The 15803-nt window shown below is 69.7% G+C and carries 15 protein-coding genes; 2 read left to right on the top strand and 13 right to left on the bottom strand.

Annotated elements, in window-relative coordinates:
• Positions 1-49 precede the first annotated feature (49 nt).
• Complete coding sequence (locus tag GVY39_RS06630; protein ID WP_236565328.1) at positions 50-742, top strand: NAD(P)H oxidoreductase; 693 nt, start codon at positions 50-52, stop codon at positions 740-742.
• 111 nt (positions 743-853) lie between these two features.
• Here the strand turns inward: GVY39_RS06630 and mnhG are convergent, their stop codons facing one another.
• The 13 genes from mnhG to GVY39_RS06695 form a co-directional block, all read right to left on the bottom strand.
• A complete protein-coding gene (gene mnhG, locus GVY39_RS06635) occupies positions 854-1189 on the bottom strand; it encodes a monovalent cation/H(+) antiporter subunit G (protein ID WP_159921840.1) in 336 nt (111 codons plus the stop codon).
• Positions 1186-1446 (bottom strand): monovalent cation/H+ antiporter complex subunit F, encoded by a 261-nt coding sequence (locus GVY39_RS06640; protein WP_159921838.1) that lies wholly within the window; start codon positions 1444-1446, stop codon positions 1186-1188. Before GVY39_RS06640 ends, mnhG begins: the two co-directional genes overlap by 4 nt.
• Positions 1446-2018, bottom strand: a complete 573-nt coding sequence (locus tag GVY39_RS06645) for a Na+/H+ antiporter subunit E (RefSeq protein ID WP_159921827.1) — start codon at positions 2016-2018, stop codon at positions 1446-1448. The genes GVY39_RS06640 and GVY39_RS06645 overlap by 1 nt, the downstream gene beginning before the upstream one ends.
• Positions 2015-3628, bottom strand: coding sequence for a Na+/H+ antiporter subunit D (locus tag GVY39_RS06650; RefSeq protein ID WP_159921825.1), 1614 nt, complete (start codon positions 3626-3628; stop codon positions 2015-2017). The genes GVY39_RS06645 and GVY39_RS06650 overlap by 4 nt, the downstream gene beginning before the upstream one ends.
• Entirely contained in the window at positions 3625-4002 is a 378-nt protein-coding gene (locus tag GVY39_RS06655) for a Na(+)/H(+) antiporter subunit C (RefSeq protein ID WP_159921823.1), read from the bottom strand. Before GVY39_RS06655 ends, GVY39_RS06650 begins: the two co-directional genes overlap by 4 nt.
• Positions 3999-6905, bottom strand: coding sequence for a Na+/H+ antiporter subunit A (locus tag GVY39_RS06660; RefSeq protein WP_159922128.1), 2907 nt, complete (start codon positions 6903-6905; stop codon positions 3999-4001). The genes GVY39_RS06655 and GVY39_RS06660 overlap by 4 nt, the downstream gene beginning before the upstream one ends.
• A 109-nt stretch (positions 6906-7014) precedes the next feature.
• Entirely contained in the window at positions 7015-8316 is a 1302-nt protein-coding gene (locus tag GVY39_RS06665; RefSeq protein WP_159921821.1) for a hypothetical protein, read from the bottom strand.
• A gap of 79 nt (positions 8317-8395) precedes the next feature.
• Positions 8396-10663 (bottom strand): AAA family ATPase, encoded by a 2268-nt coding sequence (locus tag GVY39_RS06670; protein ID WP_159921819.1) that lies wholly within the window; start codon positions 10661-10663, stop codon positions 8396-8398.
• A gap of 77 nt (positions 10664-10740) precedes the next feature.
• Positions 10741-11181, bottom strand: coding sequence for a hypothetical protein (locus tag GVY39_RS06675; RefSeq protein ID WP_159921817.1), 441 nt, complete (start codon positions 11179-11181; stop codon positions 10741-10743).
• Between the two features lie 72 nt (positions 11182-11253).
• The gene (locus GVY39_RS06680) at positions 11254-11607 is read right to left on the bottom strand and encodes a UBP-type zinc finger domain-containing protein (protein ID WP_159921815.1); all 354 of its coding nucleotides are present in this window, start codon (positions 11605-11607) and stop codon (positions 11254-11256) included.
• Complete coding sequence (locus GVY39_RS06685) at positions 11604-13106, bottom strand: ATP-binding protein (RefSeq protein ID WP_159921813.1); 1503 nt, start codon at positions 13104-13106, stop codon at positions 11604-11606. Before GVY39_RS06685 ends, GVY39_RS06680 begins: the two co-directional genes overlap by 4 nt.
• Positions 13107-13121: 15 nt before the next feature.
• Positions 13122-14789 carry an FAD-dependent oxidoreductase gene (locus GVY39_RS06690; RefSeq protein WP_159921811.1) on the bottom strand — a complete coding sequence of 556 codons (1668 nt, stop codon included), beginning with the start codon at positions 14787-14789 and terminating at the stop codon, positions 13122-13124.
• A 53-nt stretch (positions 14790-14842) separates the two neighbouring features.
• A complete protein-coding gene (locus GVY39_RS06695) occupies positions 14843-15040 on the bottom strand; it encodes a hypothetical protein (protein WP_159921809.1) in 198 nt (65 codons plus the stop codon).
• Between the two features lie 216 nt (positions 15041-15256).
• Between GVY39_RS06695 and GVY39_RS06700 the strand changes: the two genes are divergently transcribed.
• Positions 15257-15712 (top strand): SRPBCC family protein, encoded by a 456-nt coding sequence (locus tag GVY39_RS06700; protein ID WP_159921807.1) that lies wholly within the window; start codon positions 15257-15259, stop codon positions 15710-15712.
• The last annotated feature ends 91 nt before the right edge of the window (positions 15713-15803 follow it).

Below are 15803 nucleotides of genomic sequence, written 5' to 3' on the forward strand. Positions count from 1 at the left end.
CCGCACAAACCGACTCGTCCGGAACTCCGGACTCACATGGGAGGCCCCCGTGCAGCACAACCCGACCGTGGACACCACGACCACCCGCACCGCGCTGGTTGTCGTCGCTCACCCCCGGCCCGATTCGCTGACCGCCCATATCGCTGAACTGACCACCCGGCGGCTCACCGCGGCCGGCTACCGGATCGACCTGCTGGACCTGCACGCCGAGAACTTCGATCCCCGGATGACCGCCGCCGACCTCCCGGACTGGGGCAATCGGGAGAAGACCTACTCTCCGGAAGCCGAGAGCCATATGCGGCGCATCCGCGCCGCCGACGTGATCGTCGCCGTGTTCCCGGTGTACTGGATGCAGGTCCCGGCGATCCTGAAGGGCTGGATCGATCGGGTGTGGAACTACGGATTCGCCTACGGCCGCAGCAAGCCCCGGCTCGCGGGCAAGCGGATGCTGTGGCTGGGCCTGGCGGGAGCGGCAGACGACGACGCGGTCGTCGAACTCATGCAGGATGCCCTGAGCGCGCAACTCAACGACGGTGTCGCCTACTACTGCGGCCTCGCACAGTCGTCGGTGGGGCTGTTGGCCGGCGCGGAGGAAAAGCGGCAGCGTCTGGACGCCGCGGGCAATCTGCTGTTCGATGAAGCCCTCACCGGCGCGGTCCGTGAAGCCCACTATGCGGGCTTCGAGAACCGGGCGCTGGGCTTCGTCGACGATTTCCTCGCCGCCGACCGGGTTCCGGCCTGACCACTGACGGGTTACCTCTACCTGCCGCACTCCGCATCGCCGCCACCAACCAATGGATCCGACACCGGTGAGGGTGGGCAAGGCCCGCCCTCACCGACTTCGAGACCCGAGCTAGTCGATGTCGTCGTCGCGCATCTCGTTGATGCGCAACAGCCCGTCGCGGTGGCGCTGCTCGCGATAGGCGGTGCGGCCGATGAGATGGGCGATCACCGGTGCGGTGAGCAGGGTGAACAGCCCGACCAGCGCCAGCGCCCAGACGTTGCCGTGCCCGCGTAGCTGGATCGCGGCGCCCGCGAGCACCAGGATCAGCCCGATGACCTGCGGCTTGGTGGCGGCGTGCATCCGGGTCAGCGTGTCGGGGAAGCGCACGATGCCGACCGCGGCGGTCAGCGCGAGCGTCGAGCCGAACAGGATCAAGGTGCCCGCGAGCACATGCCACAGATTCATTTGTCGTCCCGCACCCGGAATCGGGACACCGCGGCCGAGCCCAGGAACCCGACCAGCGCCAGCGCGACGATCGCGGGCACCACGGTGGTGTCGGCGCTGTAAGCCGCCCACACGGCCAGTCCGGAGGCCGCGATGGCCATCAGCGAGTCGACACCGACCACCCGGTCCAAAGTGCTCGGCCCCATGACGACGCGGTAAGTGGTGAGCAGCGCGGCCGCGGTCAGGATGACGGCGGCGACCACGGCGACCACGGTCACTATGTCACCTCCGGAGGCTCGACCGGTCGGGAGTACGGCCATCCCGTCGAGCGCTCGAACGCTTCGATCAGCAGTCGTTCCAGCCGCCGGGTGGTCCGGTAGAACTTGTCGACGGCTGCGTCGCTGCCGACGTCGAGGACGTGGACGTAGACCACACAGCGCCCGCGGTCGATCTCCAGCACCATGGTGCCGGGAATCAGGTTCAGCAGATCGCTCCACAACACCAGCACCAAGTCCGATCGCGTGCGGGCGTACACGCGCAGCACCCCGGACACCGGCATCGGGGCGGGCCGGATCGCGAGCCAGGCGACCTGGAGACTCGATTCCACCGCGTAATAAGCGCTCACCACGACCAATTCGAGGAGCGGAAACGGATTCAGCCGGCCGGACACCGGCACTCGCGGCAGCGGCAGCGCCACCATGATCAGTGCGGCGATCACCAGTCCGCCCAACAGGTTCGCGGTGCTGAGATCACCCCACAGGGCGAGCCACACCAGGGTGAGCCAGACCAGGATGCCGACCCGGACGACAGTGTCGCGCGCCCTGCCGCGCCCGGTCTGCTCGACGCTCATCGCGGACCTCCTCGATCGCCGGGCGTATCACCCAGCACCGCACCGATGTACACGCCGGGGTCGCGCAGGTCGAGCGCGGCCCGGTCGGCGATCGCGAGGATCGGACCGGCCAGCACCGTCAGGCACAGACCGGCCAGCACGAGCGCCGCGGTGGACAACACCATCAGCGGCGGCATCCGGCCTGGATCGGTGCGCTCGTCGTAGTGCACGTCGGTCGTTTCCTCGATCAGCGTCGGCGGCCTCGCCGCGGTGAGATGGCCCTCGGGCGCGTCCTCGCGCGGTCGCCAGAACGCTTTGCTCCATACCCGTGCGACGGTATAGAGGGTGAGCAGGCTGGTGAGCACGGCGCCGCCGACCAGCATCCAGGCCAGCACGCTGCCCCGCTCGGCGCCCGCCTGCAACAGCGCGACCTTGCCGACGAACCCGGAGAACGGCGGAATGCCACCGAGATTCAAGGCGGGGATCAGGAACAGCACGGCCAGCAGCGGGCTGGCCGCGGCCAGCCCGCCCAATCTGCGCAGCGAAGTGGATCCGGCTTGCCGTTCGATCAGGCCCGCCACCAGAAACAGCGCGGTCTGCACCAGAATGTGGTGCGCCACATAGAACACCGCGCCCGACAGTCCGGCCGCATTGGCCAGTCCGACCCCGAACACCATGTAGCCGATGTGACTGACCAGCGTGAACGACAGCAGACGGCGGATGTCGCTCTGCGCGATGGCGCCGAGGATGCCTACGAGCATGGTGAGCAGGCCGCACACCAGCAGCACCGAGTCGAAGCCGCCGTCGGGGAACAACAGCGAGTGCGTCCGGATGATGGCGTACACACCGACTTTGGTGAGCAGACCGGCGAACACTGCGGTGACGGGGGCCGGGGCGGACGGATAGGAGTCGGGCAGCCAGTTCGACAGCGGGAACACGGCCGCCTTGATGCCGAACGCCACCAGCAGCACCGCGAAGATCGCCGTGCGTGTGCCCTCCGGCACGTCGCCGAACCGGACGGCGAGCTGGGCCAGGTTCAGCGTTCCGGTGGCCGCGTAGGCCAGGCCGATGCCGGTGAGGAAGATCAGCGACGACACCATCGAAACCATCACGTAGGCCACGCCTGCCCGGATGCGTTCGGTGGTCGCGCCTACGGTGAGCAGGACGAACGACGCCGCGAGCAGGATTTCGAAGCCCACGAAGAGGTTGAACAGGTCACCGGCCAGGAAGGCGGCGCAGACACCGGCGGTCAGCACCAGATACGTGGGGCGGTAGATCGAGGTGGGCTGTCGCTCGTCGCCGTCGCGGATGTTCTGGCCCGCGCCGTACAGCGCGACCGACAGCAGCACCACCGACGAGACCAGCAGCATCGCCGCCGAGAGCCGGTCGACCACCAGCGTGATGCCGATCGGGGCCGCCCAGCCGCCGACCTGCAACGCGGTGGTGCCGTCCCGATCGGCCAGGTACAGCAGCAGACCGCAGATCACCACGACACCGGCGAGCGCGGCGACGATGACCACGCTCTGGACGCGGGGCCTGCGGCCGAACACGAGCGTGGCCGCGGCGCCGAGCAGCGGAACGAGCACCGGCAGCGGCGCGAGAATCGGCAGCAGGCCGGGGGACAGGTTCACGTCTCCGGGTCCTCTCCGGCGCGCCGCCGTGCGACATCCGCGTCTTCCTGGTCGTCGGCGACGTCGTCGCTGGTGGTGAGCGTGTAGGCGCGGTAGGCCAGGGCGAGAACGAATGCCGCGATGCCCATGGTGATCACGATCGCGGTGAGCACCATCGCCTGGGCGAGCGGGTCGGCCATCTCGTCGACGTCCGCCTCGCCGCGGATGGGCGGTTTGCCGTCGCCGCCGCCCGCGGTGAGGATCAGCAGGTTCACCGCGTTGCCGAACAGGATCAGCCCGAGCAGCATCTTCGACACGGCGCGTTCCAGGATCAGATACACCCCGCACGCGACCAGGATGCCGATTACCACCAGCAGTGTCAGATTGACGGTCATGTGCCGGGGTCGCCTTTCGCCGAGGGGTTCTCGGCGTCGGCCAGTTCGCTGTCGAGCCGCGCGCCCAGGCTGCGCAGCACATCCAGCACCAGGCCGACCACGATGAGATAGACCCCGAGATCGAACAACAGAGCGGTGACCACCTTGACGTGGCCGACAACCGGTAGCGACACCTCGAAGATCGCCGAGGACAGCGGGGGCGCGCCGAGCAGCAGCGACGAAACGGCCGTGCCCGCGGCCAAGGTGAGACCCGCGCCCAGGACGTGACCCGCGTCGACGGGCAGCGCCTCGCCCAATTCGTAGCGGCCACCCGCGAGATACCGCAGGGTCAGCGCGAGTCCAGCGGTGAGCCCACCGGCGAATCCACCGCCGGGTGCGTTGTGGCCGGAGAAGAAGAAGTAGACCGACAGCACCATGATGGTCGGGAACACCAGCCGCGTGGTGATCTGCAGGACCATCGACCGTTCGGCCCGGTCGACCAGACGGCCCGCGGGCAGCCAGCTCACCAGTTCCGGGTCGTAGTCGGGGGAGTCCGTCGCGCGCGGCGCGCTGCCGAAACGCCTGCTGCGGAACACCAGTGAGGCGACGCCGGTAGCGGCGACGACGAGCACCGAGATCTCGCCGAGGGTGTCCCACGCCCGCAGGTCGACGAGCAGGACGTTGACGGCGTTCTTGCCGCCGCCGAACTCGTAGGCGGCATCGGGAATCCGGGGCCAGACGGGTTCGGCGGTGCGGGCCGCGACGGCGAAACCGGCCAGCACCGCGACCGCCGTTCCCGTCCCCACCGCCAGGATCGCCCTGCGCACCTTGAACGCGGCCCTGCGGCGGGCCTCGATCCGCGCGGGGAAAGCGCGCAGGACGAGGACGAAGATCACCAGGGTCAGCGTCTCCACCAGGAATTGGGTCAGCGCGAGGTCGGGCGCCCCGTGCAGCGCGAAGATCACCCCGCAGCCGTACCCGGTCACCCCCACGACCAGCACGCTGGCCAAGCGGTTGCGCAGCACCGTCGCGGCGATCGCGGTCACCGCCATGATCGCGCCGATGGCCGCTTGCAGCGGCGAATCCCACAGGCGCGGCGTCACGCCGGTGCGGGCGCCGAGGGCGAGCAGGACGGTCGGCAGGATGATCAGCGTGACCAGGATCGTCGCCTGGGTCAGCGGCAACGACCCGCGCTGCACAGCGCCGGTCATCCGCAGCGAGAGGGTGTCCATCGCGCGCAGCGTGGCGTCGTAGGCGCGGTCGGCGTTGCCCAGACGGGGCTGCGCGGATTCGGGGAAGCGGTCGCGCAGCCGGAACAGCAGGACGCCCACGGTGACGATCAGCACCGTCAACGCCAGCGGCGGGGTGAATCCGTGCCACAGCGCCAGAGGGGGAAACGCGGGGCCGGTCAGCGTTTCGGCGTAGGGGCGCAGCCGTGCGTCCAGCCAGGACGGTGCGAGACCTGCCACCAGGCTCGCGACGGCGAGGATCACCGGTGCCGCCACGAAGACAGCGCCCGGCGCGTGCCAGCGAAAACTGCTTACCGCCTCCGGCCGGCCCCCGATGACGGGTACGTCGCTGGGCTGGTGGGCCATGGATGCGGCGCGAGGAGCGGCCCGCGGCTCGTTGCCTTTGTCCGCGAAAGCTCCCCAGATGAACCGGATGCTGTAGCCGACTGTCAGCATCGAGCCGAGCACGATTCCGGCGAGCACCGCGCCGCGAGCCCAGGCGGGGAGCACACCGGCGTCCAGTACGGCGCTCAGGGCGCTCTCTTTCCCCACGAACCCGAGCAGCGGTGGGATGCCCGCCATACTGAGCGCGGCGAGGATCGCGGTGCCGCACAGCACCGGAGCACGGCGGCCGAGACCCGACAGCCGCCGCAGATCGCGGGTCCCCGCACCGTGATCGATGATCCCGACCACCAGGAACAGGCACGCCTTGAACAGCGCGTGCGCGACGAGCAGGGTGACTCCGGCCAGTGCGGCGCCGGGCGTGCCGATGCCGACCAGCACGATCAGGAAGCCCAGCTGGCTGACCGTGCCGAAGGCCAGCACCAGTTTCAGATCCACCACTTGCAGTGCTCGCAGCCCGGCCAGCAGCATCGACGCCAGGCCGAGGGTGAGCACCAGCGGATGCCACACCGGGTTCTGCGCGAACACCGGTGCGAGCCGGGCGACCAGGTACACACCGGCCTTCACCATCGCCGCGGCGTGCAGGTACGCGCTCACCGGTGTCGGCGCGGCCATCGCGCCGGGCAGCCAGAAATGCAGCGGTACCACAGCGGATTTGGTGAGCGCGCCCACCAGCACCAACGCCACCGCGATCTCGACCGCCACCCCGCTCGGGGAATGTGCTCCCGACATCAGGTCCGAGAGCAGATAGCTGCCGGTCACCGTGCCGAGCACGACGATGCCGGCCAGCATCGCCAATCCGCCCGCGCCGGTCACCAGCAGCGCCTGGATCGCGGCTCTGCGGCCGGCCGCCTGTTCGGCGTTGTGGCCGATCAGCAGGAACGACAGCACTGTCGTCGCTTCCCAGAACACGTAGAGCAAGAGCATGTTGTCGCTGGTGACCAGGCCGAACATCGCCCCGGCGAACGCCACCAGCTGGGCGGCGAACACTTCCAGCCGCGGCTCGTCGTCCTGGAAGTACCTGGCGCAGTAGACCAGCACCAGCGCCCCGATGCCCAGCACGAGCGCGCACAGGACGGCCGCGAGGGTGTCGAAGCGCAGGTCGACGTTCAGCGCGACGCTCGGCGCCCAAGCCAGCCGAACGCGCTGCGGAACGGACCAATTCGCGATCACCCAGCCGAGACAGCCGAGCGGGACCAAAGCCAGCAGGTAGAAAGCGTTGCGCCCCAGTGCCCGCACCCACAGCGGAGCCGACAAGGCGGCTGCGGCATGGACGAGCAGGATTGCGAGCAAACTCACTCCGTCGAGTAGGGGCGGCGGGGTGTTCGGGACAATCCTACGTAAACCCTGCATTTTTCGCGGACGGGGCAAGTATGGCGTCCGCCATCGGTTCGAAGCGGGGCTATATGTCCGCTAATGATTCGCTCTCGAGTTGCCCTTTCGCCTGCGACTTGCTGCGCGGCCGGAGTTTGCGCAGCATGACGAGGCCGATCGCGCTGCCGACGACGATGGCCAGCGCGGTGCGGCCGGGCGTCGCGTCGTGGATCGCCACGTCCTCGCGCCAGTCTTTGAACTTGTCCGGCATCACCGACACCGCCGAGGGAAGGTAGAGAGCGCTGATCGCCAGGACACCGCTGGGCGCGTACTGCGGTCGCGTCGTACCGCAGCAGTAACCAGCGGTCAACGCGATGACGCCGCTGATGACGGCGAAGGCGACGGTGCCCGCGGACGTGGAGGTGACGATGGCGAATACCGCGATGCCCGCCAGCAGCAGGATGGCGATGGCCGTCGAGGGCACACGGGCGCCGATGGCCACGCCAGCCGCGGTCAACGCGATCAGCACCGCGGAGGTCCACCCGGGACGGACCGCGTAACCCACGGCGTCGACCGCCGCGGTGAGGCTGACGGCCAGGTACACGCCGGTGCCGTCGCGTCCGGGCAGCAGCATCGCCGCGGCGGTCGCGCTGACGATCGTCGCGGCGACGACGATCCCGATCTCGACCGCGTGACCCTCCGCGGGAAGTTTGCTGTATTGCCGGCCCAGCCATTCGGTGCCGGCCAGCACCACCAGCGCGAGCACCATGGCGGCGAGGATCGGCGCCACCGGCAGCGCGATCGCCATCCGCGACGTCTTCGGCTCCTCGGTGCGCCGCCAGTTGTGCATGGTGCTGATCATCAGCATGGCCAGCGCCGCGGCGATCATCCAGCGCGTCGGGGTCTCCAGCACCGCGTACGGATCCGCGGTGATGTCCAGCAGGGCCGCGAGATCGCCGAAGCCGAAGATTCCGACCCCGCCGACCGCGAACGCCGCGCCGGGCAGGGGTCGGCGCAGCACCACCGCGCCCAGCCCGCCGAGCAGCACCGCGGCGCACACCGCGTCGATGTAGTTCTGCGTGGTCAGCATCTCGGCCGTGGACCCCCGCCGTCCGGCGAAGTGGTTGATCAGCTGCGCCAGCGCGGCGGCCGTCGCCGTCGCCCACCCGGTCAGCGGCCGCTTGGTGGTGGTGACCAGCACGGCCACCGTCACGGCGACGATCATCCCCAGCGCGGCGCCGCGGGGCACGCTGTTGAGCAGGCCCGCGATCCGGTACGACGAGGCCTGACCTTGCGTGCCGACGCTGACGGGCAGGAACAGCGTGACGCCCGCGACCGCGGCTCCTGTGAAGGCCGTGGTCGCGTCGAGAATGTCGCCGACCCTGCGCACGGTTGTCGAACATACCCGTGGTTCCCGCGCGATCTTGTGATTGCCGACAAATTGCCCTTAACGGGGCGATTTGCGCGGCCTATCCTCGATCCAGGGCGTAGCGGCGCAGCGCGTCGACTTGCGACGGGTCGAGCGATGGCCGCACCACCGTTTGGGCGGCCTGCACGTCATCCGCGGTGACGTCGGCCGCTTGCATGTCCCGGCGCATCGCCGTGAGCGCGGCCTCGCGCAGCAGCGCGGCGCAGTCGGCCGCTGAGTAGCCGTCCAATTGCTGTGCGAGGGCTTCGAGGTCGACGTCGTCGGCCAGCGGCACCGCGCGGCCCGCGGTGCGCAGGATCTCCCTGCGGGCGGCGGCATCCGGGGGCGGCACGAAGACCAGCCGTTCCAACCTGCCCGGCCGCAGCAACGCCGGGTCGATCAGATCGGGGCGGTTGGTCGCGCCGAGAACCACTACGTCGCGCAGCGGTTCCACGCCGTCGAGCTCGGTGAGCAGAGCCGCGACCACTCGGTCGCCGACGCCGGCGTCGGCGCTCTGGCCGCGGCGGGGGGCCAGCGCGTCCACCTCGTCCAGGAAGATCAGCGAGGGCGCCGAATCGCGCGCTCGCTGGAACAGTTCGCGCACCGCCCGCTCCGACGAACCGACCCACCGGTCCAACAGCTCGGCGCCCTTGACCGCGTGCACGCTGAGCTGACCGGTCCCCGCCAGCGCGCGCACCAGGAAAGTCTTGCCGCAGCCGGGCGGGCCGTAGAGCAGCACCCCGCGCGGCGGTTCGATGCCGAGGCGGGCGAAGGAGTCCGGGTGCCGGAGCGGCCACAGCACCGCCTCGGTCAACGCCTGCTTGGTCTCCACCATGTCGCCGACGTCGTGCAGACCCAGGCTGCCGATGGCGAGTTCCTCCATGCCCGAGCGCGACAGCGGCCGGATGACCTCCAGCGCGCCGAGCAGGTCCGGCTGGGTGAGCTGCGGTTCGCCGTGCTCCCTGGCCCGCGACGCCGCGCGCAGCGCCGCCTCCCGGCACAGCGCCGCGAGATCGGAGGCCACGAAGCCCGGCGTGCGCGCGGCGACCTCGTCGAGTTTCAGCTCCGCGGTCGGCACCTTGCGCAGCAGCTGTTCCAGCAGCTGCTTGCGCACGGCGGCGGTGGGCAGCGGCAGCGCGAGTTCGCGGTCGCACAGGTCGGGCGCCCGCAGTCGCTGGTCGATTCCGGTGGGGTGCGCCGTGGTCGCGAGGAACGCGACGCAGGGTTCGGCGATCGCGGCGCGCAATTGGTCGAGGATGAGCGTGGCGACCGGCTCGGCATCCGCGGGCAGCAGCGCGTCGATGTCGGTGATCAGCAGGACGCCGCCCTGGCCGCAGCCGATGTCGGCCACCGCCTCGGCGACTTCGCGCAGCCGTGCGCCGCTCTCGGCCGCACCGATGGTGGGACCGTCGAGTTCCACGACGCGCCGCGGCGACGCGACCGCCCGGGCCAGAGTGGCTTTGCCGACGCCGGCCGGGCCGGTGATCAGCACGCCGAGATGAGGTCGTGCGCCGAGCGTGCGCAGCAGTTCGGGCTCGTCCAAGGCGAGACTGAGCCATTCGTCGAGCTTCGCGGCTTGGCCGCGCACTCCCGGCAGGTCATCGACCGAGATGCTCGGCGTGGTGTCCCTGGCCGCCGCGGTCCGCCCGGTCGCGACGCCGTTGTTGCCCGCCGCCGTGCCGAAGACGGCGGCTTCGGTGGCGCCGCGCGAGGCCTCGCCAACCGGGATCGGGGTCCCGGCCGAGGCCAGATCGGCGGCGTACCGCGCGGCGACCGCTCCCGCGCCCCAGACCACCGCGGTATTCGGCTGCACGCTCACCGGCCCGCGCGGATCGGTGGCGGTGACGGTGAGCAACTCCGTGGTCCACGCGATCCCGAAGGTGCGCGACAGCGCCAAGGTGGCGGCCGTGGAGCTGATGTCGGGTCCGAGGTCGCGCGGCAGCAAGGAGACCGCGTCGCCGACCGTGACGACCTTCCCGAGCAGCGCCTGCCGCAGTGTCGCGGCCGGGATCGTGCGGGTGGCGTGCACCGAGCCGCTCACCGCGATCTGTTTCGCGCCGTAGACGGTCGCGGGGGAGACCACCACCGTCGAATCCTCGCGCAGTCCGGCGTTGGACAGCGTGACGTCATCGAGCAGGGCGACCCCGGCGGGCGTTCCCTGGCGAGCGACGCCGACCACAGCGGCCGTGCGTCGTGAGCCGACCAGCATGATTCCGTCCCACTCCCGCAACCCCAGCGCGGTCAGCGCTTCCGGATGCAGTCGGACCACCCCCCGCCGGGCGTCGGCGGCCGAGGGATTCAGGCGGGCGGTGAGTGCCAGTTCTGCCACTGTGCCATTCTGCCGCGCGCCCCCGCCCTCGGTCACGGTCCGTCGTCTCGGTATGGCCGCGGACCGCGATCTACCGGCTACTTCCGCACGATTCCGGCGGCCACCGCGACCGAGGTGTCGGCGACGCTCGGCGACAGGCACACCAGCTTGGCCGTGCCCAGCGCGACGTTCGGACTGCCGTCGAACGGGCCACCCGGGTTTTCCGCCAGGATCTGCTCGATCAGCGCCTTCTCCGCGTCGGTGTCCAGCTTCCGGAACTCACCGCAGGTGGTGCTGGAGGCGGGACCGAGGGAGGAGTCGCTGTCCTTCGTCGTGGCCGGGGTGTCGGTCGGCGCCGAATCGCTCGTCGTCGCGGCGTCGGGAGCGGTCGTGGTGCGCGTGGCCGGGGCGGAGATCGTCGCGCTCAGGGAACTCTGGCGCGATGCGTTCGCGTCGCTGGACTCGTCCGCTCCGCCGCAGCCTGCCAGCAGGAAACCCACCGTCCCGACAGCCAGGACGATGGTGGAAATTCGTTTCATACCGTGCTTTCCCGGGTGGATCGTGGCGCCGGAAGGCCCGGCGTTCGCAGCAGCGTACCGGTTTTCCCGGGGTCAGTGGATGTGTGCCTGCCAATCCGACGGAACCCGCCCACGCGGGCCCGGCGCGCCCTGATCGGCTGGATGACTGCGCGGTGGAGCCAATTCCGGTCCGTCCGTGTACATCTGCTCGGTTTCGAAGTTGTAGTACCAGTCCTCGCCCGGCTCGAAACTCTGGATGAACGGGTGTCCGGTGCTCTTCGCGTGCTGGGTCGCGTGCTGCGCGGGCGAGGTGTCGCAGCAGCCGACATGCCCGCACTGGGCGCAGCGGCGCAGATGCACCCACCAGCCGCTGTTCTGCTCGCACTCCAGGCAACCGGGGCCGCTGGGTGGGACCGCGGGATCGATGCCCGCGACTTGCTCGGTCATGACTGTCCTTCCGTGATCGTCGCGGCGACGGCATCGATCTGCTCTTGTTCGGGGCGGCGAAGCGGCAACCAGACGGTGAACCTGGTGTCGCCCGGCTCGGAGTCCACCCGGATGTCGCCGTTGTGCTTGTTGACCACGATGCGGAACGAGATGTCCAACCCGAGCCCGGTGCCCTCGCCCATCGGCTTGGTGGTGAAGAACGGTTCGAAGATCCGGTTGCGGGCCTCCGGCGGGATACCCGGCCCGGTGTCGCCGATCTCCACGACCGCGCAGTCGTTCTCGTGCCTGGTGCGGATGGTCAGCGTGCCGCTGCCGTTCATCGCGTACACGGCGTTGTCGATCAGGTTGGTCCACACCTGGTTCAGTTCGGCCGCGTAGCAGGGCACCTGCGGCAAGCTCCGGTCGTACTCCTTGACCACGCGCACCCCGTCGCCGATCTTGCGGCTGAGCATCACCAGCGTGCTGTCCAGCAGTTCGTGGACGTCGACCACCTGGAAGGGCGCCCGGTCCATCTGCGAATACTGCTTCGCGGCGTCGACCAGCGAGGAGATGCGCGTCGTCGAGTCGGCGATCTCGTTCATCAGCAGCTCGGTCTCGATGGTGTAGTTCAACCAGCGGATCGCGCCTTGGAACACCTGCTCCGGAGAACCCTCCAGGGTGGCGGCCACCCGCTCCAGCCAGTCGGTGTCGAAACCGGCCTGCACGAAGTTCGGCGCGAGGTTCCAGCCGTCGGCGATCCCGTGCTCCTCGAGCCATTCACCGAGCAGGTCCTCCCGGTCGGCGGCCTCCATCGGCGTGAGTTCCGGCGCCTTCGCGACCTGGGCGGCAGCTTCCTCCTGCAGGCGCACCAAGGCGCCCAAGGACGCCGCGTCGAACTTGCCTTCCGCCATCATCGCCAGCTTGTGCCGCATGCCCGCGACCCGCTCGCGCAGACCCGAGGTGGCGCGCACCGCGGCGGCGGCCGGATTGTTCAGCTCGTGGGTGAGGCCCGCCGACAGCGAACCGAGCGCGAGCAGCCGTTCGCGCTCACCGATGCGCGCATTCGTGTTGCGGCTGCCGAAGAACACGCCCTCGAGCAGGTGGACGGCCATCGGGAACCACTCGCGCATCATCCGGGCGAAGACTTCGGCGTCGAGCACGTAGAACCGCGACGGCCGCGTCACGTGCAGCGAGCTGTTGTAGGTCTGCTCGACCTTGTCGCCGATGTAGGACATCCACGCCCCCGCGTATGAGCCGCGGTGCTCGGTGCGGACCAGCTCGATCTCCGCGCCGCTGGACTGCTTGGTGAGCACCACCTCGCCGTCCATCAGCACGTAGAGGCAGGTGGCCGGTTCGCCTTCGTGGTAGACGACCCCCGGCTCGATGGTCTCGATCCGGCCGTCGGCGCACAGCCAGGCCAGCTGCTCGTCGCTCAGCTTCTCGAACAGGAACAAGGTGCGCAGCTCGGCGGGGTCGCAGACCAGCCGGCTACGGCGGTCCGCGGTCGGGTTCGAAGTCATCTGGCAGCCTCCTGATCAGGCGAGATAGCGGTGCACGAGCATGACGGCCATCGCACCCTCGCCGACGGCGGAGGCGACGCGCTTGGCCGATTCGGCGTGCACGTCGCCTGCCACGAACACGCCGGGCACGCTCGTCTCGAGATGATGCGGGGGCCGGGGTAGTTCCCAGCCGGCGGGGCGCGCGCCGTCGACCATGAGGTCCGGCCCGGCGAGCACGTAACCGGCGCTGTCGCGCGTGACCACGCCGTCGAGCCAATCGGTTTGCGGCGCGGCGCCGATGAACAGGAACAGCCGCTCCGCGTCGGCCTTCTCCTCGGCTCCGGTCCGGTTGTCGCGCAGCACGATCTGCTGCAGGTGATCGCCACCGTCGGCGGCGATCACCTCGGTGTTCGTGTGCACCTCGATGTTCGCGATCTGCGCGATCTGCTGGATCAGGTAGTGCGACATCGACTGTTCCAGCGAATCCGCCCGGACCACCAGGTGCACTGTGCGCGCGTTGCGGGACAGGAACACCGCGGCCTGCCCCGCGGAGTTCGCGCCGCCCACGATGTAGACCTCGTGATCGGCGCACTCGGACGCCTCGGTCATGGCCGAGCCGTAGTAGACGCCGCGCCCGGTGAAGTCGTCGACGCCGGGCGCCGGGTGGCGGCGGTAGTCGACGCCGGTCGCGATGATCACGGTGTGCGCGCACAGGCTGCCGCCGTCGGCGAACCGCACGGTGCGCGCGGACCCGTTGACCTCCAGCCCGACCACCTCGCGGGTGGTGATCACCTCCGCGCCGAATTTCGCGGCCTGCCGCCGCGCCCGGTCGGCCAGCTGCGCGCCGGACAGGCCGTCGGGGAAGCCGAGATAGTTCTCGATGCGCGAACTCTGCCCGGCCTGTCCGCCGGTGGCGGTCCGCTCCACGAGCACCGTGCGCAAACCCTCGGACGCGCCGTATACCGCCGCGCCGAGACCGGCGGGACCGCCGCCGACCACGATCAGGTCGTAGAACTCGCCCGCCGGGTCGACGGTCAGGCCGACGTTCTGCGCCAGTTCGCTGTCGGTGGGCTGCACGAGCGCCTCGCCCGCCGAGGTGATCACCACCGGACAGCGCTCCGGGTCGGCTCCCGCCGCCTCCAGCAGCCGCGCGCCCTCGGGCTCGTCGGCCAGGTACCACCGATAGGGCAGCTGGTTGCGGGCGAGGAACTCCCGCACCTGCGACGAGCGCGGCGACCAGCGATTGCCGACCACCTTCGTCTCGGTGACCGGACGATGCTCACTGCTGCGCCAGGCCTCCAGCAGGCCGTCCAGCACCGGGTAGAGCTTCTCCTCCGGCGGATCCCACGGCTTGAGCAGGTAGTGGTCCAAGTCCACGACGTTGATCGCGTCGATCGCGGCATTGGTGTCGGCATAGGCGGTCAGCAGCACGCGACGCGCGTAGGGGTGCAGGTCCATGGCCTGCTCCAAGAACTCGATGCCATCCATGCCCGGCATCCGATAGTCGGCGATCAATACCGCGACCGGCTGGCCGCGCAGCTTCATCTCGCGAAGCGCGTCGAGCGCTTGCGCACCCGATTCCGCGCGCAGAATCCGGTAATCGGCGCCATAACGGCGGCGCAGGTCGCGCACGACCGCCCGGGAAACACCCGGATCGTCATCGACGCTCAGGATGGCCGGTTTCGTAGCAGCGGGTGAAGTCACCTGACGAGTATGGAGCCTCTGGACGGGCTCTGTCGTGGGCGTTCGCGCAGAGCTCAGAGCCGACGACGCAGGACGAGATCGAGCTCACTCGGAGTGAGCAGGCGCTCCAGGCGTTCTTCCTGCGCGGCCGCGCGGACGCTGCGCAGGGACGCCGAGGCGCCGGAGGCTCTTCGCCCGTTCTCGGGCTCGATAGCCGGCAGTAGCGGAACCTGGTCCGCTGGTCGACGATGCAGCAGGGAGCGCAGTTTCACGGCCGATCACCTCACGTGGGGACGTCGAAAGTCGGAGGCAGTGTCTGTTGGTCTGTTGCTTCATCTATCCGTTATTGTGCGCCGTTCATTACAGCGGCCGGTGCGCGTATAGCGGAAATGTGACGCAACTGTCCTCCCGTCTAAAATGTGCGCGAATCGACCGTAAGCGCTCGGACGGATGGTCGTCGGTCCGTCGCTCGTCACCCGGAGGCAGCGTTGCCGAAAAATCTCGAAGCCAGCATCGACATCGCCGCGCCCCCGGAGCGGGTGTGGGCGGTGGTCTCCGATCTGAGGCGGATGCCGGAGTTCAGCCCACAGTGCGTCCGCATGGTGGCGCTGGGCAGGCCCGCGGCGGGCACCTGGACGATCAACCTCAACCGGGACGGCAAGAAATTCTGGCCGACCACCGCCCGTATCGTGCGGTTCGAGCCGAACCAGGCCTGGGCCTTCAAGGTCAACGAGAACCGGACGGTGTGGAGCTACACCCTGGAGCCGACCGAATCCGGCACGCGGCTGATCGAGCGGCGGGATGTGCCCAACGGCACCACCTGGTTTTCCCGCAAAGGGATCGATGTCGCGCTCGGTGGCGAGGCCTCGTTCGAGGAAGATCTGGTGCGCGGCATGAACGAGACGCTGGGCAAGATCAAGAAGGCGGTCGAGACCGGCGCCTGAGCGCACGCGGTCGCTCGCCGCGGCGACGTCACGCCGAAGCCGTGACCGGCACCGCGGCGAGCGACCGGGGGGGGGGGGCGGTTAGCGGGAG

Origin of the sequence: Nocardia sp. CY15 (assembly GCF_009829295.1) — a bacterium.
GTDB classification, from domain to species: Bacteria; Actinomycetota; Actinomycetes; order Mycobacteriales; family Mycobacteriaceae; genus Nocardia; species Nocardia sputi.